This window comes from Acinetobacter sp. T63, from assembly GCF_053852345.1.
The window spans coordinates 792,011-813,856 of record NZ_CM132659.1 but is presented as its reverse complement, the minus strand read 5'-3'; the positions used below and the strand labels follow the sequence as shown (position 1 = coordinate 813,856).

The following is a 21,846-nucleotide window of genomic DNA, read 5'->3' as shown; positions in this document are numbered from 1 at the left end:
TTTTATTTGTTTTGTATGCTTTACTTTTTCCTCAATAGAAGCGTCATCATTATCTATGTTCTTTGCCATAAAAAACCCCAAGAACTGGGGTTTTTTAGTCAGGTAGGTTTTACACCAAACCTTTGGCCTGCAATACTTTCAGCATGGTTGAACCGAGCTCGGCCGGGCTACGGGTATAAGCCATTCCGGCACGTTCAAAGGCAGCAAATTTCTCCTCTGCGGTTCCTTTACCGCCAGAAATAATCGCGCCAGCATGGCCCATGCGTTTGCCTTTTGGTGCGGTTACACCGGCAATATAGCCCACCACAGGCTTGGTCACATGCGCCTGAATGTATTCGGCTGCTTCTTCTTCGGCTGTGCCGCCAATCTCACCAATCATGATAATGGCTTCAGTTTGAGGATCGTCCTGAAACAGTTTCAGACAGTCAATCTGGTTCATGCCCGGAATCGGATCACCGCCGATGCCGATACAGGTCGACTGGCCCAGACCCAATTTGGTGGTTTGCGCAACCGCTTCATAGGTCAGCGTTCCTGAACGCGAGATAATCCCGATTTTCCCTGGCTGATGAATATGACCTGGCATAATCCCGATCTTACATTCGCCCGGGGTGATAATACCCGGACAGTTCGGGCCAATCAGGCGTGTACCATTACCATTGGTTTCTAAATAGCGTTTGGCTTTTAGCATATCTAGGGTTGGTACACCTTCGGTAATTACCACAATCAGTTCAATACCGGCATCGACTGCTTCAACAATCGAGTCCAGTACAAAAGGTGCGGGTACATAAATCACCGAAGCATCGGCCTGAGTTTCACGAACTGCCTGCTTCATGGTGTTAAATACTGGCAGGTCTAAATGGGTTTGACCACCTTTACCTGGAGTTACACCGCCGACAACACGCGTGCCATAATCCAGCGCCTGAGCCGAATGAAAGGTTCCGTTTTTACCAGTGAAACCCTGAACCAATACTTTTGTGTCTTTATTTACTAATACGCTCATGATGCATCTCCTTAAGCTTTTACTGCAGCAACAATTTTTTCTGCAGCATCGGCCAGGCCATTTGCAGAAATTAAGGTCAGGCCAGATTCATCCAGTAATTTGGCCCCCAGTTCAGCATTGTTTCCTTCCAGACGTACCACCACCGGCACGCTGACATTGACTTCCTGAACTGCTGCAATAATCGCCTCCGCAATCATGTCACAACGTACAATTCCACCAAAAATATTGATTAATACTCCCTGAACCGAATTGTCAGCCAGAATAATTTTAAATGCTTCAATCACGCGCTCTTTGGTTGCGCCGCCACCGACATCGAGGAAGTTGGCCGGTTGACCACCATACAATTTGATGATGTCCATGGTTGCCATGGCAAGACCGGCACCATTGACCATACAGCCAATATTGCCTTCTAGCGCTACATAGTTCAGATCGAACTCAGAGGCTTTCAGCTCGCGCTCATTTTCCTGGCTCTTGTCACGCAGCGCAGCCACTTCCGGCAAACGGTACAGCGCATTGGAATCAATGCCGACTTTGGCATCGACACATAAAATTTCGCCGTTTTCACGTACAGACAATGGGTTAATTTCAAACAGGGCAAAATCGTTTTCAATAAAGGCCTGATACGCTGCAGTCATGATTTTAACAAACTGGTTGATTTGTCCATCTTTTAAGTTCAGGGCAAACGCAACTTCACGTGCCTGAAATGGTAATAAACCGACTAGAGGATCAACTTCAACTTTAATAATTTTTTCTGGGGTTTCTTCTGCGACTTTTTCAATTTCAACCCCACCTTCGGTTGAGGCCATAAAGGTCACGCGACGGCTAGAACGATCCACCACGGCACCTAAATATAATTCACGCTCTACCGGATAGACATCCTGGGCCACCAGAATACTGTTCACCGGCTGGCCATTGGCATCGGTCTGATAAGTGACCAGTCGAGTACCGATCAGCTGATTGGCATACTCTGCCGCTTCTTCAGCCGATTTCACCACTTTCACACCACCCGCTTTACCACGGCCACCCGCATGCACCTGGGCTTTCATGACAGCGAATTTGCCACCGAGCTGTTCAAATGCCTGTACTGCTTCATCTGCATTGGTTGCAAGCAGACCTTCCTGCACCGGCATACCATATTTTTTTAATAGCGCTTTGGCTTGGTACTCATGTAGATTCATTTATTTACCTTTTACTACTTTTCACGTTTTTTTATGACTCGCTAAAACTCCAACATCCATCGTCGTGAGTATTAACATTTATACAGTTTTATCGTTTTAGTTTTAGATGATTATTCAAACAAAAACAACCACCAAATGAAAAAGAGCGGTCGAAACCGCTCTTTTTTTATTTATTTACGCTTACGCTGAATCGCGTGGATGGCACGTCCATCGACGGCCAGTGCCGCTTCGTGCACCACCTCAGAGAAGGTTGGGTGACCGAATGTCATTAATTGTAAATCTTCAACTGAAGATACAAATTCAAGCGCGATCATACCTTGGTGAACAATGTCAGACGCTGCAGGCCCAATCACGTGCATACCCAGTAAACGATCTGTTTTTGCATCAGCAACAAACTTCACGAAACCTGCACCTTCACCGGCAGCTAAAGCACGGCCGTTGACTGCGAAACCGAATTGACCGGTTTTCACTTCATGACCTTTTTCTTTGGCCTGCTCTTCTGTTAAACCTACCCACGCCGCTTCAGGGTGTGTATAGATGACAGAGATGATGGTGTCATAGTTCACTTGAGCAGCATGACCGTGAATACGTTCAACTGCCATTACGCCTTCTTCCATAGCCTTGTGTGCCAGCATTGGACCACGTACCAAGTCACCAATTGCATATACGCCTTCAACAGAAGTCGCACACCAGTCGTTCACTTCAACCAGACCACGTTCAGTCAGTTTGATACCGCAGTCATCAGCCAGTAAGCCTTCAGCATACGCACGACGACCCACACACACGATCAGCTTGTCGAAAGTCTGTTCTTTCTCTTCGCCGCCTTGGGTGTATTTTACAGTCACTTCACGACCGTTGACTTCAGTGCCAGACACTTTCGCGCCTACACGAATATCCAGACCCTGTTTGGTCAGCAGTTTCTGGTAGTCTTTTGCCAGCGCTTTATCCGCCATTGGCAAGAAGGCATCCATTGCTTCAAATACAACAACTTCAGCACCTAGACGACGCCATACTGAACCAAGCTCCAGACCGATCACGCCGGCACCAATCACGCCTAAACGCTTCGGTACTTCAGGGAACTCAAGCGCGCCAGTAGAATCAACAATAATGTCTTGATCAACAGGAGCAACCGGAATGTTCACAGGTACAGAACCAGACGCAAGAATTACGTATTTTGGTTCTAGAATCTGAGTTTCACCTTCGTGAGGAACAAACTCAACTTTCTTACCCGCCAGTAATTTACCAGTACCTTTTAACCATTCGATACCATTGCCTTTCAGCAACTGGTCAATACCGCCAGTCAACTGGTCAACAATCTTGTCTTTACGTGCCAGTAATTTAGACAGGTCAAAGTTTACTTCACCTGTCGTAATACCATGATCAGCCAGGTGATGAACGGTATCTTCATAACGGTGTGAAGAATCAAGCAGCGCTTTAGACGGGATACAGCCCACGTTTAAGCAGGTACCACCTAAAGATGGTTTACCTTTGTGGATGCGTTTTTCGATACATGCCACTTTAAAACCAAGCTGAGCCGCACGAATGGCTGCTTCATAACCGCCTGGACCACCGCCAATAACAACTAAATCAAATTGTTGAGACATTTTTATCTCCAATCAATCTCTCTAAATCCCCCCTTTTACTCAAGGGGGAACCTTTCCCCTCTTTTTTAGAGGGGTTAGGAGAGATTTTTAATTAATAAATTATAAGTCAAGGATAAGTTTAGCTGGCTCTTCTAACAATTCTTTGATTGTTACAAGGAAACCTACCGCTTCTTTACCATCGATTAAACGGTGGTCATAAGACAGCGCTAAATACATCATTGGCAAGATTTCAACCTGACCATTGACTGCCATAGGACGTTCCTGGATTTTGTGCATACCTAGAATAGCAGTTTGTGGTGTATTCAGAATTGGCGTAGACAGCAGTGAACCGAAAGTACCACCGTTAGTAATGGTGAATGTACCGCCAGTCATGTCTTCAATCGCAAGTTTGCCTTCACGCGCTTTCGCAGCATAAGCGCCAATGCCAGATTCAACTTCAGCGTAGTTCATACGGTCTGTATCACGTAATACAGGAACCACCAGACCACGGTCAGAAGATACAGCTACACCGATGTCATAGTAACCGTGATAAACGATATCGTCGCCATCAATTGATGCGTTTACTGCTGGGTAGCGTTTTAGCGCTTCAGTCGCAGCTTTTACGAAGAATGACATGAAGCCAAGACGCGCACCGTGGCGTTTTTCAAATGCGTCTTTATATTGCTTACGCATTTCCATGATTGGTTTCATGTTCACTTCGTTGAACGTCGTCAACATTGCAGTTTCTTGAGTCGCTGCAAGTAAACGTTCAGCTACACGCTTACGTAAACGCGTCATAGGAACACGTTTCTCGATACGCTCGCCTACTGCTGCAGTTAAAGGCGCAGCCGCTGGTTTCGCCTGATGGTTTGCCACATCTTCTTTGGTGATGCGACCGCCACGGCCTGTACCTTGTACGTCAGCAGCGTTGATACCTGTTTCAGTCAATGCTTTACGCACTGCTGGTGCCTGGTCCGCAACTGGTTGAGCACGCTCAACTACAGGTGCTGCACCTGCTTCAGTTTTCGCAGCGGCCTGTTCAACTTTCTCTTCAGACTGAACTGCTTGAGTTTGCGCAGCGCCAGATACAGCACCTTCTTCAAACTGTGCAATCACTTCATTTGAAAGTACAGTATCGCCTTCATTTTTAATGATTTGAGCAATCGTACCGTCTGCAGGAGCTACAACTTCCAGAACAACTTTGTCAGTTTCAATGTCACAGATCACTTCATCACGTGATACTGCTTCACCTGGTTGTTTGTGCCAAGTCGCGATTGTTCCATCTGCAACTGACTCTGGAAATACCGGTGCTTTAATTTCGGTTGCCATTACTTCGAATCTCCTGTTATTCAGCTACGATCGCAAGCGCGTCATTGATGAGCTGAGCTTGTTGTTTTGCATGCAAATATGGTGAACCACACGCTGGAGCGGCAGAAGCCTCACGACCAGCAAAGCTGATACGAACCTGTTTACCAGCTTTCATCACGTCATCATATAGACGCGGCGCGATGAACAACCAAGCACCTTGGTTCTTCGGTTCTTCCTGAGTCCAAACCAGTTCTTTCACGTTTGGATAAGCTTCAAGAATTTCCGCAATGCGTTGTTCTGGGTATGGATACAACTGTTCAATACGAACAATTGCCGTGTTGTTCAATTCTTTTTCACGACGTTTTTCAAGCAGGTCGTAATACACTTTACCACCACAAAGTACCAGACGGGTCACGTCGGCCTTGTTGATGTTGCTGTCGATTTCGTCAATCACAGTCTGGAAAGTACCAGTTGCTAGCTCATCAAGAGATGAAGTTGCCAGCTTGTGACGCAGTAATGATTTCGGTGACATCACAATCATTGGCTTACGGATTGGACGAATCGCTTGACGACGTAAAGCGTGGAAAATCTGTGCTGGTGTAGTCGGAGTAATCACTTGCATGTTATCTTCAGCACACAGCTGTAAGAAACGTTCTAAACGTGCAGATGAGTGTTCCGGACCTTGACCTTCAAAGCCGTGTGGCAGCAACATGGTTAAACCACATACACGTTCCCACTTGGTTTCACCAGAGGCGATGAACTGGTCAATCACCACTTGCGCACAGTTAGCGAAGTCACCAAATTGTGCTTCCCAAATGATCAGACCGTGTGGAATCGTGGTCGCATAACCATATTCAAATGCCAGTACCGCCATTTCAGACAATAGCGAGTCATATAAAGCAAAACGCGGCTGGTTTTCTTTCACATGGCACAATGGAATATAAGTTTCGCCATCAACCTGGTTATGCAGTTTGGCATGACGGTGCGAGAAGGTACCACGACCTACGTCTTCACCAGTAATACGTACCAGGTAACCCTGATCTAGCAGTGTTGCATAGGCTAGAGTTTCAGCAGCACCCCAGTTCAGCGGCATTTCGCCGGTCTGCATTTTCAGACGTTCGTCAATCACTTTAGACACCTGACGCTGCATCACGAAACCTTCTGGAAGTTTACGCATGCCTTCACCAAGCTCTTTTAAGCGCTCAGCCGGGAAAGTGGTATCCCATTCGTCAGTGTATTCATGGCCCAGGTACGGCGTCCAGTCCACAAACATTTTCTTGTTCGGTTCAAGAACCAGCGCATTGGCAACGTGATTACCTGCTTCAAGATCGGCACGGTAGTCTTCAACCATTTGGTCTGCAGCAGCGCGATCTAATACGCCCTGTTGTACTAGTTGGTCTGCATACAAAGTACGTGTAGTGGCTTTCTTGTTGATCACCTGATACATCAGTGGCTGGGTTGCAGATGGCTCATCCGCTTCGTTGTGACCACGACGACGGTAACAGAACAGGTCAATCACTACGTCTTTACGGAAAGTATGACGGAAGTCGTGTGCCAATTGCGTTACGAAGATTACTGCTTCAGGATCATCACCATTCACGTGGAATACTGGCGCCTGAACCATTTTCGCGATGTCGGTACAGTATTCTGTAGAACGCGCATCACGTGGATCAGAGGTAGTGAAACCAACCTGGTTGTTAATTACGATGTGCACAGTACCACCCACGGTATAACCGCGTGTTTGTGACATCTGGAAAGTTTCCTGGTTCACGCCCTGACCTGCAAATGCAGCATCACCATGTACGATTAATGGCAATACGTCATCGCCACCAATGTCTTTACGACGTACTTGACGGGCACGTACCGAACCTTCAACCACAGGTCCAACAATTTCAAGGTGCGACGGGTTAAACGCCAATGCCAAGTGAACTTCGCCACCTGGGGTCATTACGTTAGATGAGAAACCTTGGTGGTACTTAACGTCACCCGAACCTTTCTTGTGTAAAGATTTACCTTCGAACTCGCCAAACAGGTCAGCCGGGTTTTTACCCATGATGTTAACCAGCAAGTTCAGACGGCCACGGTGTGGCATACCAATCACGACTTCTTTACAACCAACCGCACCGGCACGTTGAATCAGTTCGTTAACCATTGGAATGAAAGATTCACCACCTTCCACACCAAAGCGTTTTGCACCAACGTATTTATTACCTAAATATTTTTCCAGACCTTCAGCGGCAGTTAAACGCTCAAGGAAGTGTTTTTTCTGTTCTGCATTGAAGCCATACTGACCACGGGCACTCTCAAGACGCTGTTGAATCCAGCGTTTCTCTTTGGTGTCAACAATGTGCATGTACTCTGCACCAATTGAACCGCAGTAAGTTGCTTCCATCGCTTCAACCATTTCACCCAGCGTGGTATCTGTTTTACCAATCGCCAGGTTGCCTGTGTTGAATACGGTATCTAAATCAGATTTGGTTAAACCGTGCGCAGCAAGATCAAGATCTGGCACTTCTTCGCGTTTTGCCAAACCTAGCGGATCTAATTTTGCTTTTTGGTGACCACGATTACGATACGCTGCGATCAGTTGCAGGACGCCTATTTGACGACGTTCATGCTCAGAGCTTACCGCGCTTTGAGCCACAGACTGAATACGATTTGAGTTGCGACCCAATAAAAGGAATTGCTCACGTACATTGCTATGAGGTTGATCACCTTTTGGGAATTTATCGAAGTACACTCTCCAGTCTTCACCAACTGACTCTGGAGACGTTAAATACTGCTCATAAAGTTCTTCAATATACGCTGCACTATCAGCGGAAAGTTCAGTGTCAAGACGCAGAGCGTCAGCAACTTCTTGCATTTGTGGACCCATTTCCTATTGCAAAAACATTTTTCAGGATGCTTTTTAAGCAAAACCCATGATTGATAATGTCAAATTGGTAACATGACATTCGTCCCCATTCGACAACTGTCATGAGGCGTTATCACTACATTAGGACTACCCAATGTGAATAATGAATCATAACGCCCTGATTGGCATCATCACTCATTTTATACTCGGCCAAAACCGAGCAATTTTTTTGCAAATCGACTTAGAAAAATTAATTCGGCAAATTAGCTTTTCTAAATAGGTTTACTCTAATTTCTGGCTTTCTACATCTCTTTAAATGTTGAAAAAATGTACATAAATTCAACCTCAATTTTTAAATATAGAAGTTTATTAATCGTAACATGATCTCCAACTCTCAATTGATTTTTTTGACGTATACCTCCTATAAATTGGCGAAATACAAGAAACATATTTTGCTCTAACATATGGTGCTTTATTTAATAATTAGAAGCAATTAAGACCAAAGTCCAACGGCTTCTTTATTCCATAAAACAAAAGAGAGCACATCTTTCAATCTGCCCTCTTCAACTTGCGTTATATAATAACATCTTGCACCACTTTTTGCAGTCTCATGCCCCATTTCTGGGCGTATTAAAACAAAATACCATCACTCTATTACACTTTTGTAGAGGATTGATTTAAAACTATTCACCTGCACTTTTCATACCCAGTTTGTATGCAGCAATGCATCTCATCAGACCAACCCCACTCAAGTGTTCAATAAAGCAGCATAAAAAAAGCACATCCGGAGATGTGCTTTTTTGAGTTCACCAAACTGGCGTTCAGATTAACCCGCAGTATCCAGAAGCATGTTACGGATGTGACCGATTGCTTTGGTTGGGTTCAGACCTTTCGGACAAACTGACACACAGTTCATGATGCCTTTACAACGGAACAGCGAGAACGGGTCGTCAAGACGCGCCAGACGCTCTTGAGTTGCAGTATCACGTGAATCGATGATGAAGCGGTAAGCATTCAACAGCGCTGAAGGACCCAGGAATTTGTCCGGGTTCCACCAGAATGATGGGCATGAAGTTGAACAGCATGCACATAAAATACATTCATACAGGCCATCTAGGTGCTCACGGTCTTCCTGAGACTGTAAACGCTCTTTTGGTGGCGCAGGCTGGTTGTTGATCAAGAATGGCTGAATCTTGTTGTACTGGTCGTAGAACTGATTCATATCAACAACTAGGTCTTTGATCACTGGCAGACCTGGTAATGGACGAATGGTGATTTCATTTGGTAAATCGTTCAGGTTCCAAAGACACGCCAAACCGTTTTTACCATTGATGTTTACACCATCAGAACCACAAATACCTTCGCGGCAAGAACGACGGAACGTTAAAGTTTCGTCTTGTACTTTCAACGCCAAAAGTGCGTCAAGCAACATACGATGCTTATCAGTCAATTCCAGCTTGAATGTTTGCATGTACGGTGCTTTATCCTTATCAGGATCATAGCGGTAGATATGAAATGTACGAGTACCTCTACTCATCTTGTTTCTCCTGATTAGAATGTACGTGGTTTAGGTGGAATAGCTGCAACAGAAAGCGGCTTGTAACGTACTGGTTTGTACTCAAGACGGTTGTCTGCAGAGAACCACAGAGTGTGCTTCATCCACTCATCATCACGACGACCATAAGAATAAGTCGGGTGATCTGGTGGTAATTCAAAGTCTACAACAGTGTGCGCACCACGACACTCTTTACGCGCAGCAGCAGAAATCAAGGTTGCTTTTGCGACTTCGTATAGGTTTTCAACTTCTAATGCTTCTACACGTGCAGTGTTGAAGACTTTAGATTTGTCTTTCAGGTGGATATTGCGAACACGTGGTTCAAGCGCAAGAATCTGCTTCACACCTTCTTCAAGCAATGCTGAAGTACGGAATACACCTGCGTGATCCTGAACGATGTTACGAATTGCATCCGCAACTTCTTGAGCGTTTTCACCTGAAGTCGATTCGTCAAGTTTACGAATACGGTTCAGCGTGTTTTCAAGTACAGTTGTAGGTAGTGGTTCGTACTCGCCATCGTGCTGTTTAGTTACATACTCAATGATATGTTGACCAGCCGCTTTACCAAATACCACCAGGTCAAGCAGTGAGTTAGTACCTAAACGGTTTGCACCGTGTACAGATACACATGAACATTCACCAATTGCATAGAAACCTTTTACAGGTTTCGCAAAGTCACGACCTTCCGCATTTGTAGAATATGTGTCAGTATCTTTGTCGTAGTTGGCAACCAGTGGAGTCGTTTCACGAGATTCTGGAACAACAACCTGACCATGAATGTTGGTCGGAATACCACCCATTTGGTAATGGATTGTTGGTACAACCGGAATTGGCTCTTTAGTACAGTCAACGTTCGCGAATTTCTTGCCAATCTCGAATACAGATGGCAGACGTTTCATGATCGTGTCAGCACCCAGGTGCGTCATATCCAGCAAGATGTAGTCTTTGTTTGGACCACAACCACGGCCTTCTTTAATTTCCTGGTCCATAGAACGTGATACGAAGTCACGTGGCGCCAAGTCTTTTAAAGTTGGAGCATAACGTTCCATGAACGGTTCGCCAGAATCGTTACGAAGGATACCACCCTCACCACGACAGCCTTCCGTTAACAATACGCCTGCGCCCGCAACACCTGTTGGGTGGAATTGCCAGAATTCCATATCCTGTAATGGAATACCTGCACGAGCAGCCATACCAAGACCGTCACCCGTGTTGATATACGCGTTAGTAGATGCACGGTAAACACGACCTGCACCACCAGTAGCGAATAGCGTCGCTTTGGCTTGGAATACCGCAATTTTACCCGTTTCCTGGTCAATTGCAGTTACACCCAGTACGTCGCCTGCTTCGTTACGGATTAAGTCAAGCGCAATCCATTCAACGAAGAATTGAGTCCCCATTTTCACGTTGCTTTGATAAAGCGTGTGAAGCAGCGCGTGGCCTGTACGGTCAGCAGCAGCACATGCACGTGGCACAGCTTTTTCACCGTAGTTTGCAGAGTGACCACCGAATGGACGCTGGTAAATTGTACCGTCTGCGTTACGGTCAAATGGCATACCCAAGTGTTCTAATTCATAAACCACTTGTGGCGCTTCACGCGTCATGAATTCGATCGCGTCTTGGTCGCCTAACCAGTCAGAACCTTTAACTGTGTCATAGAAGTGGTAGTGCCAGTTATCTTCTTGCATGTTACCAAGAGATGCACCAATACCACCTTGCGCCGCAACCGTGTGCGAACGTGTTGGGAATACTTTGGTCAGTACTGCAACTTTCAAACCCGCTTGAGCAAGTTGGTAAGATGCACGCATACCTGAACCACCACCACCAACGATGACTGCGTCAAAAAATTGGTGTGGAATATTTGAATAATCTTCTTTAGGGTTAATCGCGCCCATGATATCTTCCTATCAATTCGCCCAGAAAATCTGGATTGCCCAGATTGCGTATGCAAAAACAGCAATAATCACTGCTGAAGTCAGCACTAGGCGTAAACCTGAAGCTGAAGGACCCATCTGACGAGTAGTCACGTAATCTGTGAATACCTGCCACATACCAATCCATGCGTGTGCAACAAGAGATAAGACTGCCAATAAAGATAAAATCTTCATTGGTAATGTCATCATAAAGCCGTACCACTGTTCAAAGTTAAATCCGCCATTCAGCAGAATCCAACCAAATACCACAACGGTATAAACAGCAAGAACAACAGCACTTACGCGTTGGATAAACCAGTCGCGAGAACCTGAACCCGTTAAACCTGTAGCACTTTTCATTAGAGAACAATCCATACAAAGGCTGCGAGAATACCAATCGCAGACAAGACTAATGCGATAGTAGCTGCAACACGACCACTTTGCAGTTCCTCTGCAACACCAAGGTCAGCAAGTAAATGCTTGACACCAGCGATGAAGTGATAGATTAATCCGGCTACAAATACCCATACGATAAAGCGGACAAAGAAACCGTTAAAGATTTCCTGTACTTCTGCAAAACCTTCTGGCGAAGACAAAGACTTGTCTAATAACCAAAGAAGTACCGGTACGAGTAAAAATACGATGACACCTGAAAGACGGTGTAAAATTGATGCAATAGCCACAGGTGATTTTAAGTTTACTGATAAAACTTGACCCATGGACAAATTGACAGGTCTGTTGCTTTTCACAGCGGGCATCCTGTAAGTAAAAACTCCATCCGGAGTTTGTTGGAATTAATTCGAAGGAAAGCTGGCATTGCTAGGCATTCGAATGCCTATATTCAAAACGACACTGAATTATAAAACGTCAACTATTAAAATACAAACAACCGCACTGGGCTTTTTGAACAAAAAATCCTTAAATAAGAATCATTAACAAATAGGTAATTTATGAAACACATCAACCGGATACATCTTTAAGGCATCATCTCACTGTTTTTTATTAATTTATTTTATATTTCTGCTATTGGTTTTAGCTATAATTGCAATTTTCACCGGACTGAAATATTTAGACTAAAGCAGCACAGTAAATGTCTAGACACTATATTATTGAATCTTTTCACTTTATCTTTGGGTGCCTGAATATTTTTTCCTTGAATATTTGCTATCAGGCAAACAACATGAAATATTTTCAGCGCCCTGCCCGTGCTTCCCGCTTCAGGCCGGCATTTGGATTTTGAGTCTTGCAAAAGCTGACAGATTGCTCTGACTTTACTTGCAATTTCAGCACATCAGAACAAGTTAACTGGCTGAATGGCTGATTTAATCAGCTATTTTTTAACCAGTTAAACCTAAAAAAATGACAGACTTAGCGCTTTTATTTATGAATAACAAAGCAGCAGCAGAACCGGCAAAGCCCAGCTAAGTTATGAAAAACAGATACATTTCGGAAAGCTTAAAATTCCAGCAGCCTGGCTTTTCAAGAGCTTTTAACGCTAAAAAATTGCTTACAATTAAAGCATTCCTATTATTTTTTTCTGCACCTGTCCGGGAATTTGACTTATTATAGCGCGTCGGTGCTGTGATTTTACTCAGTTTTTCATACGAATATTTTTTGACTAAGCTGCTGTGTCAGCGTCACTTTTTATCCATAAGTATAATTGACAAAATTTCAGTACACACTAATCTTATAGCAAATTTTCGATCCGTCTGATTCGCGCATTAAAAGATTGATACTACGAGTCAGATCAACATTCACCAGGACAGGAGATCTATTGAATGTCTGAAGCAACTGGCAAGAAAGCCGTTTTACAGCTTGATGGCAAAGAAATTGAATTACCAATTTACAGCGGCACATTGGGCCCAGATGTAATTGACGTTAAGGATGTGTTGGCTGCAGGTCACTTTACTTTTGATCCTGGTTTTATGGCGACAGCTTCTTGTGAATCTAAGATCACATTCATTGACGGTAACAAAGGTGTTCTGTTACACCGCGGTTACCCGATTGATCAATTGGCGACTAAAGCTGATTACCTGGAAACTTGCTACCTGTTATTAAACGGCGAGCTTCCAACAGCTGAGCAAAAAGAAGAATTTGACGCGAAAGTTCGTAACCACACCATGGTTCACGACCAAGTTAGCCGCTTCTATAACGGTTTCCGTCGTGATGCGCATCCTATGGCGATCATGGTTGGTGTTGTGGGTGCATTATCTGCGTTCTATCACAACAACCTGGACATCGAAGATGTTAACCACCGTGAAATCACTGCGATCCGTTTAATCGCGAAGATTCCTACTTTAGCGGCTTGGAGCTACAAGTACACTGTGGGTCAACCATTCGTTTACCCACGTAACGACTTAAGCTACGCTGAAAACTTCCTGTACATGATGTTTGCTACGCCTGCAGACCGTGACTACAAAGTGAACCCGATTCTTGCCAAAGCAATGGACCGTATCTTCACTCTTCACGCTGACCACGAGCAAAACGCGTCTACGTCTACAGTACGTTTAGCGGGTTCTACCGGTGCTAACCCTTATGCTTGTATCGCTGCGGGTATCTCTGCACTTTGGGGTCCTGCGCACGGTGGTGCGAACGAAGCAGTTCTTAAGATGCTGGATGAAATCGGCACTGTAGAGAACGTTGCTGGCTTCATGGAAAAAGTGAAGACTAAAGAAGTTAAACTGATGGGCTTCGGTCACCGTGTTTACAAAAACTTCGACCCACGCGCGAAAGTAATGAAAGAGACTTGCGACGAAGTTCTTGGTGCATTAGGTATCAACGATCCACAATTAGCGTTAGCAATGGAACTTGAGCGTATCGCGCTTTCTGACGAATACTTCATCAAGCGTAACCTGTATCCAAACGTAGACTTCTACTCTGGTATCATCCTGAAAGCGATTGGTATTCCGACAGAAATGTTTACTGTGATCTTCGCGCTTGCACGTACAGTTGGTTGGATCAGCCACTGGTTAGAAATGCACAGCGGTCCTTACAAGATCGGTCGTCCTCGTCAGCTTTACACTGGCGAAGTTCAACGCGACATCAACCGTTAATCCGGTTCGCGTTCAACGACGAAAAAACCACCCGTTTGGGTGGTTTTTTTATGGACATTCAAACTAAATGCGCGTTTCGACCAGACCGAGGCAACGCCAATATTCAGCGCAAAAGTACGTTAAGCTACCTGATAATGCTCCAGATCTAGGCGCTGTAAACGTCGCTTTAACTCGGCCAGTGACCACGGCCAGGCGGCAAAGTTGCGACCATTCTGGTCCAGATAATAACTTTGACAGCCGCCACGGTTAAACACAGTTTTCTGCACATGAGTCTGTACTTTGGCATTGTGGTATTTCAGCACATCCGGCTTGATTTCAATGCGCTTTAAGCCCTTGGCTTTCATTTGCAATAAACCACTGACAATATAGTCCAGTTGCGCTTCGGCAATGCCAATAAAGGAATCATAGACCAGAATATTCGGCCCGAGCACCAAAAAGGCATTGGGTAAATGCTGGATACTGGTGCCCAAAAAGGCTTCGGGTGAACTGCTCTGCCACAGCTCGGAAAGTCGTTGGCCTTGGGCATTCTGCACACGGCGACCAATCGGTGGATGTGACACCTCAAAGCCCGTTCCCCAGATAATCACATCGACCTCATGCCGGTCACCATTGGCGGAAATCACCGTATTGCCTTCAATTTCCACCAAGCCATGCGGAATTAAAGTGCTATTCGGGGCCTGCAAGGCCGGATAATAATCATTGGCAAACAGTAAACGCTTACAGCCGACCGAAAAATTGGGGGTAACCGCCTGACGTAAAGCCGGATCTTTGACCTGTAATTTTAACAGCTGCCGGCTGAGTACATTCACGGGCTCCAACAAAGGTGGATGACGCAGGCCAAAATTAATCAGATTCAAAGATTGCGATACCGCACCGCGCCAACGCTGCTGGATGACCGGAAACTTGGCCAGTGTACTTTTCATCACCTGATTCAGAGGCAGATCAGGCTTTGGCAGGACCCACGGCGCTGTACGCTGGAAAATATATAACTCTTTGGCCAGAGGCTGAATTTTCGGAATAAACTGAATGGCCGAGGCGCCGGTGCCAATGACCGCAATGCGTTTACCACGCAGGTCATAGGCATGGTTCCAGCGTGCCGAATGGAACATTTCGCCCTTAAAACTGTCGATGCCTTTAATTTTCGGCAGTTGCGGCTCGGTAATCGGGCCGGTAGAGAAAATCACGGTTCTGGCCCGATATCGCCCTTTGCTGGTGTTGAGCTCCCACATCTGTTCAGTCTCATTCCAGCGTGCATCTTGCAGTTCATTATGAAATTCAATCTTGGCATATAGCTGAAAACGGGTCGCCACATCTTCCAGATAACGCAGGATTTCCGGCTGCTTGGCAAATAAATGACTCCAGCCATGACTTGGCGCAAAGGAAAAAGAATATAAGGCCGAGGGCACATCACAACCACAACCCGGATAGGTATTGTCCCGCCAGGTGCCTCCTACCCGGCCGGCTTTTTCCAGCACCAGATAATCCTGATAGCCAGCCTGATTCAGTTTATAGGCCGCTGCCAGACCGGAAATACCCGCCCCAATAATAATGGTGTCATAGACCCGGCTTGGCATAGTAGTTGATCTACCGCGCTGCTCAGTTGTTTGAGAATTTGGCTGATTGGCCCCTGCTCTTGCTGATGCTGCACTGGCACTTTTGGCTTTTCGACTAGGCTTTTTGAGCACAAGATCGGCCGGCTCAGCGACCGTTTGCAACGTGACTTGATCATCTTGTTTCATTTTTTTCTACTCAGGATTTTTGTACATATTTATTGAATAATGGATAACCCACACCCAGCAGCTTGGTATATAAACGCGGCGCGGCACGCTTGAACCACCAGAACAGTTTGGCATCTGGCTGTGGAATGGTATACAGCTCGCCCCGGTCTAAATTGTTTAAGGTCTGCGCTACCACCTGCTCACAGCTGACAAAGGCATGATGGGTCAGCAAATGATCTGCCAGTCCCGAATAATGCGCAGGCAAACGGCCATTTTTCATGATATTGGTCGGCACCAGCGTTGGGCATAGCACATTGATGCGAATATTGGCGCCACGTAACTCGGCAGACAGGGTTTCAGACAAGGCCAGTACGCTGGACTTGCTGACGTTATAGGCGGTCATTTCCGGCGCTGCGGTATAACCAGCAGCCGAAGCGACATTAATAATCGCACCACCACCCTGCTGTTTCAGTTTCGGTACGAAATAATGACAACCGTGGATCACGCCCCATAAGTTGACCTGCATACACCATTGCCAGTCGGCCAGGCTGACTTCATCAAACTTGCCACCCAGCCCCACACCGGCATTATTGATCAGCAAAGTCACCGGATGACCCAACAGCTGTTCAGACTGTTCAGCCAGTTGCTGCACCTGCTCGGCCACACCCACATCACATTGCAACGCAAAGGCCGCAGTCGCAAACTGGTGTTCAATCTGCTTGGCGGTTGCTTGAGCCGCCGCCAGATTGATATCGGCACAGATCACGCTGCCACCACGCCTGGCCAGTTCCAGCGCAAAACTGCGTCCAATCCCACTGCCTGCACCGGTCACCACCGCATAGGCCTGCTGGCTCAGTCGTACTTTTTTTGCAAATAATCCCATCATCCTTCTTCATCCTTACACTTTGAGCGCCGGGGTAAATTCCTTGACGAAATACGGCGTTAACACCCCGCTTTCCGGATGCAGCAAACGTTCCTTGTAATAGGCTAAAAAGGCCGAAGTATCATGGTCATTCGGATGAAAACCGGGACGCAGATAATCCAGAATATGCGCCCAGCTACTGCCATACACGCCATCTTGCAGACCAAAAATCAGCTTGATGCTACGCGGCAGGTCTTTCCAGTAACTCAGGCTAAACAAATTAGACGGTTTGCGATAAAACGGCACCAGCAGCGAGGCAATGGAAATCAGCACCAGGATGGTGATGAGCGCCGGGAAGAAACCGGCAATGCGCAAGCCATAACTGTTGGATAAAGACTGGAACACATCATAGGCAATGTCTTTGTGTTCCGATTCTTCCAGCATGTGCCACATCCAGATGGCACGCTGCTTTTCATCATGCGACTGGAAGAAAATTTCCTCATGATTCATCATGTACTCGGCCAGCACCGCGGTGAAATGTTCAATGCCAGCCATCAGCGACAGTTTCATCGGCTGTGGCAAACGGTTAAAGCCGTGATCAAAGACAAATCTGGCCCAGGAACGGAACAGCTCAACCGGCAGATCGGCATCCCGAAAGGCATCATTCAGCTCTTCATGCAATCTGGAATGTAGCGCCTCCTGGCCAATTAGGGAGGTGACCCGCTGTTTCAGCACAGGATCATTTAACAGCTCACGATGATAACGCGCGGTATCAATCACCAGATCTTCACCATAGGTCAGGAAAATCGACAGCGAGGCAAAATAGGCACTGGCCAGTTCGGCATTCAAGTAAAATTTGGGATCAATTTCTTCGGCCTTAAAGTCGAATTTCATATGCCGGATTGGGATGGCAGCCGACTGTTTCTCGGCATCAAAAGGTGTCGCGCTGAAAAAATGGCGAACAGGCTGAGGTAAAAACTGAGCAATCTGCATGGCTATTCTCTTTGTTTTGTCCATTTGAGCCAGGTCAAGACACCGTGGTCATCGACCTGAATGAGACCAAAACTAAGCCAGCCCTGCATTGAAACCAGTTGCCAAAATCGTCATAAAATTGGCAAATCGTGACTTTAAAAAATATTGTCTGACAATTTGCTCACACTTTTTTCCGCAGAGCTCATTTCCTTGTCAATTGGGGTCAGCGCCTATTTGGACACTCTGTCACTGCGGTTACTGGGCAGATAACGCACTTTGCGTTCTTTGGACTGATAAATCCACTGATGATCGAACAGGCCCTGATTCAGATGTTCAAAACGGAAGTTACCAATCGCTACCGCATAAAAACCGGTGCCCTGCTGTTTCTGCTGCTCGACTTGGGCCATCAGTTCTGTCGGTAACTGCCCCATGATGAAATCGGACACCACCAGCACATCGGCATTGTGAAAATTTGGCTGGGCCAGCATCGACAGGGCATGTTCGATGGCGGGAATAACATCGGTGCCGCCATGAAAAGACTGGCTAAGAAAGTGAATCAGATCATCCAGCGAATAGCCTTCGAGTAAATTCAGGCTGGTCAGCTGGGTCGAGAAGTTAATTAAATACATCGGGCGTTTGGCTTTCATGGCCTGAATTGCCAGATACAGACTCATGGCTTTGGCAATCAGCTCCGGCTGGCCGTGCATGGAACCGCTGGTGTCCAGACACAAAATCATCGGGCCTTTTTGCCCCAGACGCTTGTGCCGTGCTGTTTGATCCTGAATTACCCGACTGCTGTGCTGACCTTGCAGGTTAAAGCTCATCAGGTTGGATTCAAGATATTTCAGGTCAAATAAAAGCGCCAGATCGGGATCGGCCAGTAAGGCCAGCTCGCTCGGCAGCGCCAGATTCAAATCCTGCGCCAGCTGAATACCGGTAATTTCTTCATGCCAGTGCTGCTCCAGCAATTCCAGCTCCTGCTCTGGCCGATGCTGCTGCACGGCCTGGCGCGGATAATGCGCAGGCTGGGCAGAACCGATTTTCTGGCACAAGGCTTGCAGCTCGCGATCGTCCTGCAAATAGCTGGCCCATTGCTCAAACTGCTGGATATCCTGTGGTTGTAACTGGCCTCTGGAATAGTCAATAAAAATACCGGTTTCGATGCCGGTGGCATCTTTGTATTTGGCCAGTCGCTGCATCTGGCTGAGAAAATCGCGAATCTCATCCAGAAAAGCATCCCGCTGCAAGGCCAGCTGCTCAAATTCCCAATGAGCAATGGCTTCGGTCAGTTTACGTTGCCATTTTTCTGTTAATAACTGTGCCTGTAGCTCGCGCTGTCCGGCAGAGAAAGTAGCGCTTTGAGTCCAAAACGGGCTTAAATCAGGCAGCCCCAGCTGAGCCTGAAAATCCTGATATTGCACCTGCATCTGCTGAAACTCGGCGCTATTGATGGAGGGCTGCGCCAGCCAGTGTTCCAGTTGCTGCTGCACTTCCCTATAAGGATGCTGCTGATCGAGACTGGATTTGGCCTGATAGGCCCAGGCCCGGACTTTATCATCCAGATGCTGACTGACTTTCTGATCATCCAGCCAGTGTTTTAAGGAGGAATCGGCCAGCTCCTGATACAGCTGTCCGGTCAACTGCTCTAACGCTGTACGCTGACGCTGATGCTGCTGCAGGTCTAGCCTTGACATAGCTGTTCCAGCCGCGCGCAGTCTTGCAGTTGCAGCTGATAGCGCTGTAACTGCTGCTGCACATGCTGTTGTAACTGGGCACTGTCGGCGGCGGCAACAAAGACTGAAGCAAAATGTGCTGACTGGGCATCAAAACGCTGCTGTAACAGGGCTAAATCTTCGCTCAGTGCATTTTGTAGCTGGGCAAGCTCTCCCCGCAACTGCTGCACCAACTTTTCATCAATGACACGGCGTGCGCTGCCTTTCGGGTATTTAATATACGGTGTGACCACTTCTTCCAGCCCATAATAGCCGCCTTTTAAGGTACAGACCCGGCCGCCATTAAAGTTACACACGATGCCGCGAATTTCCTCACCGGAAGCATCCACAGCAAAGAAATCCTGTTTGCTGTCCATTTTATTTAATAACAGATACAGCACTTTATCCTGATAATGATGATCCAGGTGAGTCACTGCTCTTAAGTATTCCTTGTCCTGAATCAGATAGCTTTCATAGACATCATCGGTATAGTAAAAGGCGTTCAGCATCTGCTGTTCCAGCTCGTCTTTGCGCTGAATTAGTGACTCCAATTGCAAATCGGCGTGCAAGCCAATCTCCAGAATGGCCTGATCAATCAGCTTGTGCATCTCCGGAATATCTTCCAGCTGATTCCACAGGCAGGATTTCAGGAGATACAAATCACTGACCAAGACCTGTGAGCGGCCATTTAAAAATGCCGCAGCTTTAAGCAGATAAGCCACACGTTGCCAGCGCCGGTCGGAAATATAGACCGACAGGCCATCGACATGCTGCTGTAAATACTGGCGAATCAGATCAATCACCTGTAATACCAAAGCCGGCAGCTCAATTTCATGAATCTGTTCGCGCCATTCGGCCAGCTCGGCCTGGGTAATTTTAAGTGATTCATCAAGCTGTAAATGAGCACTGCCCGGTTTGGCTTGTAGCAGCTGATGAAAATTGCCGGCCTGCTGAATGGGTTCGACCACCAGACGCAAAATAAAACGGTCATACAGCGCATCCAGTCCCTGATTCGGTTCAGGAATTTCATTGGATGCACCAATCAGCACACTTAAGGGCACCTGCTGCAGCTGCTCGCCATTTTTAAAGACTTTTTCATTCACCAAAGTCAGCAAGGTATTTAAAATGGCCGGGCTGGCCTTCCAGATTTCATCCAGAAAAGCAAAATCGGCACAGGGCAGATAATGCTCGGTTTTACGGATATAGTGATCTTCTTTTAGGGCTTTAATTGACACCGGGCCAAAAATTTCTTCGGGTGTACTAAAGCGGTTCATCAAATATTCAAAATAGGCATCGACCTCAAAAGCGGCTGCAACCCGTCTGGAAATCAGGCTTTTGGCCGTGCCCGGCAAGCCGTATAAAAAGGTATGACTGCCAGCCACAGCAGCCAGCAAGGTTTGTGCGATCACCTGTTCACGTTCATACATCTGCTGGGACATTTGCGAAATAAGTGTATGAATACGTGCTTTCATCGAATACCTGAACCTGCGCGAAAAACTGCATTGTAACGGTTTGCGGAAATGAAGAAAAACCGGCAAGCCACCGCAGATGAAATTTTTGCTACAAATTTACCTGCCAGTTTTGTTATAACTGGGAAAATTGAATGGCCCTACCTGATCTTTCACCATGCTGTTACTGAAACTGTTACCGCTACTGCTACGCCTGCTTAAACTGGAGCAGTTTCGCTGCCGGGCTTTAACCCCGGGCGAAATTGCGTTATGCCAGCGCGTGTTCGGGCAGCTGATTGATTACAGCCGGGTCAGCATCATGAATCATCCTTATTTGCCCTGGCAACCGGCGCATATTCTGATGGCGCCGCAAGGTTATATTCATGTGCGTGATCCGCTGTACCGGGAAGATTATAGCCAGGCACCGCTTGCCTTTCAGGCGGTGCTGATTCATGAAATGACACATATTTACCAGCATCAGCAGCAGATTAATGTGCTGCTGAAAGGTGCGCTGCTGCAAACCGCTTTTTATCTGTCTGCCGGGCGGTATAATCCCTACCGTTACCAGCTAATTCCCGGTAAGCCGTTTTTTGCCTACAACATTGAACAGCAAGGCGATATTGCCCGCGATATTTTTTTAAACAAGATTGACAATATTATTCTGCATCCACCGGCCTAAACTGCGCTGCA

The 21,846-nt window shown here is 46.6% G+C and carries 16 protein-coding genes; 2 read left to right on the top strand and 14 right to left on the bottom strand.

Features of this window, described 5'->3' with window-relative positions:
• Positions 1–109: 109 nt before the first annotated feature.
• The 9 genes from sucD to sdhC form a co-directional block, all read right to left on the bottom strand.
• A complete protein-coding gene (sucD, locus tag ACVLR6_RS03910) occupies positions 110–1,000 on the bottom strand; it encodes a succinate--CoA ligase subunit alpha (protein WP_104471739.1) in 891 nt (296 codons plus the stop codon).
• Between the two features lie 11 nt (positions 1,001–1,011).
• Positions 1,012–2,178, bottom strand: coding sequence for an ADP-forming succinate--CoA ligase subunit beta (gene sucC / locus ACVLR6_RS03905; RefSeq protein ID WP_005176263.1), 1,167 nt, complete (start codon positions 2,176–2,178; stop codon positions 1,012–1,014).
• Positions 2,179–2,348: 170 nt separating this feature from the next.
• Positions 2,349–3,782 (bottom strand): dihydrolipoyl dehydrogenase, encoded by a 1,434-nt coding sequence (gene lpdA / locus ACVLR6_RS03900; RefSeq protein WP_005176261.1) that lies wholly within the window; start codon positions 3,780–3,782, stop codon positions 2,349–2,351.
• 99 nt (positions 3,783–3,881) lie between these two features.
• Positions 3,882–5,090, bottom strand: coding sequence for a 2-oxoglutarate dehydrogenase complex dihydrolipoyllysine-residue succinyltransferase (odhB, locus tag ACVLR6_RS03895; RefSeq protein WP_104471741.1), 1,209 nt, complete (start codon positions 5,088–5,090; stop codon positions 3,882–3,884).
• A 16-nt stretch (positions 5,091–5,106) separates the two neighbouring features.
• Positions 5,107–7,932 carry a 2-oxoglutarate dehydrogenase E1 component gene (locus ACVLR6_RS03890; RefSeq protein WP_005176258.1) on the bottom strand — a complete coding sequence of 942 codons (2,826 nt, stop codon included), beginning with the start codon at positions 7,930–7,932 and terminating at the stop codon, positions 5,107–5,109.
• Between the two features lie 817 nt (positions 7,933–8,749).
• Positions 8,750–9,460: a succinate dehydrogenase iron-sulfur subunit gene (locus tag ACVLR6_RS03885; protein WP_005176256.1), complete on the bottom strand. Its 711-nt coding sequence runs from the start codon at positions 9,458–9,460 to the stop codon at positions 8,750–8,752.
• Between the two features lie 14 nt (positions 9,461–9,474).
• Positions 9,475–11,373 carry an FAD-binding protein gene (locus ACVLR6_RS03880; RefSeq protein ID WP_005176254.1) on the bottom strand — a complete coding sequence of 633 codons (1,899 nt, stop codon included), beginning with the start codon at positions 11,371–11,373 and terminating at the stop codon, positions 9,475–9,477.
• Between the two features lie 12 nt (positions 11,374–11,385).
• The gene (gene sdhD, locus ACVLR6_RS03875) at positions 11,386–11,751 is read right to left on the bottom strand and encodes a succinate dehydrogenase, hydrophobic membrane anchor protein (protein WP_005176252.1); all 366 of its coding nucleotides are present in this window, start codon (positions 11,749–11,751) and stop codon (positions 11,386–11,388) included.
• On the bottom strand, positions 11,751–12,149 hold the full coding sequence (gene sdhC, locus ACVLR6_RS03870; RefSeq protein WP_005176242.1) for a succinate dehydrogenase, cytochrome b556 subunit: 399 nt from the start codon (positions 12,147–12,149) through the stop codon (positions 11,751–11,753). Before sdhC ends, sdhD begins: the two co-directional genes overlap by 1 nt.
• A gap of 1,020 nt (positions 12,150–13,169) precedes the next feature.
• Here sdhC and gltA point away from each other — a divergent pair.
• On the top strand, positions 13,170–14,444 hold the full coding sequence (gltA, locus tag ACVLR6_RS03865) for a citrate synthase (protein ID WP_005176240.1): 1,275 nt from the start codon (positions 13,170–13,172) through the stop codon (positions 14,442–14,444).
• A gap of 119 nt (positions 14,445–14,563) precedes the next feature.
• On the opposite strand, the gene ACVLR6_RS03860 is transcribed toward gltA, so the two are convergent.
• The 5 genes from ACVLR6_RS03860 to ACVLR6_RS03840 form a co-directional block, all read right to left on the bottom strand.
• Positions 14,564–16,018: a flavin-containing monooxygenase gene (locus tag ACVLR6_RS03860; RefSeq protein ID WP_168383302.1), complete on the bottom strand. Its 1,455-nt coding sequence runs from the start codon at positions 16,016–16,018 to the stop codon at positions 14,564–14,566.
• A gap of 175 nt (positions 16,019–16,193) precedes the next feature.
• Positions 16,194–17,045: an SDR family NAD(P)-dependent oxidoreductase gene (locus ACVLR6_RS03855; RefSeq protein ID WP_034597594.1), complete on the bottom strand. Its 852-nt coding sequence runs from the start codon at positions 17,043–17,045 to the stop codon at positions 16,194–16,196.
• 15 nt (positions 17,046–17,060) lie between these two features.
• The gene (locus ACVLR6_RS03850) at positions 17,061–18,017 is read right to left on the bottom strand and encodes a metal-dependent hydrolase (RefSeq protein WP_160243466.1); all 957 of its coding nucleotides are present in this window, start codon (positions 18,015–18,017) and stop codon (positions 17,061–17,063) included.
• A 209-nt stretch (positions 18,018–18,226) separates the two neighbouring features.
• Positions 18,227–19,690, bottom strand: a complete 1,464-nt coding sequence (locus ACVLR6_RS03845; RefSeq protein ID WP_160243467.1) for a VWA domain-containing protein — start codon at positions 19,688–19,690, stop codon at positions 18,227–18,229.
• Positions 19,678–21,180 carry an AAA family ATPase gene (locus ACVLR6_RS03840; RefSeq protein ID WP_160243468.1) on the bottom strand — a complete coding sequence of 501 codons (1,503 nt, stop codon included), beginning with the start codon at positions 21,178–21,180 and terminating at the stop codon, positions 19,678–19,680. The genes ACVLR6_RS03845 and ACVLR6_RS03840 overlap by 13 nt, the downstream gene beginning before the upstream one ends.
• 154 nt (positions 21,181–21,334) lie before the next feature.
• On the opposite strand from ACVLR6_RS03840, the gene ACVLR6_RS03835 reads away from it, so the two are divergent.
• The gene (locus ACVLR6_RS03835; RefSeq protein WP_016659914.1) at positions 21,335–21,835 is read left to right on the top strand and encodes a hypothetical protein; all 501 of its coding nucleotides are present in this window, start codon (positions 21,335–21,337) and stop codon (positions 21,833–21,835) included.
• Positions 21,836–21,846: the final 11 nt, after the last annotated feature.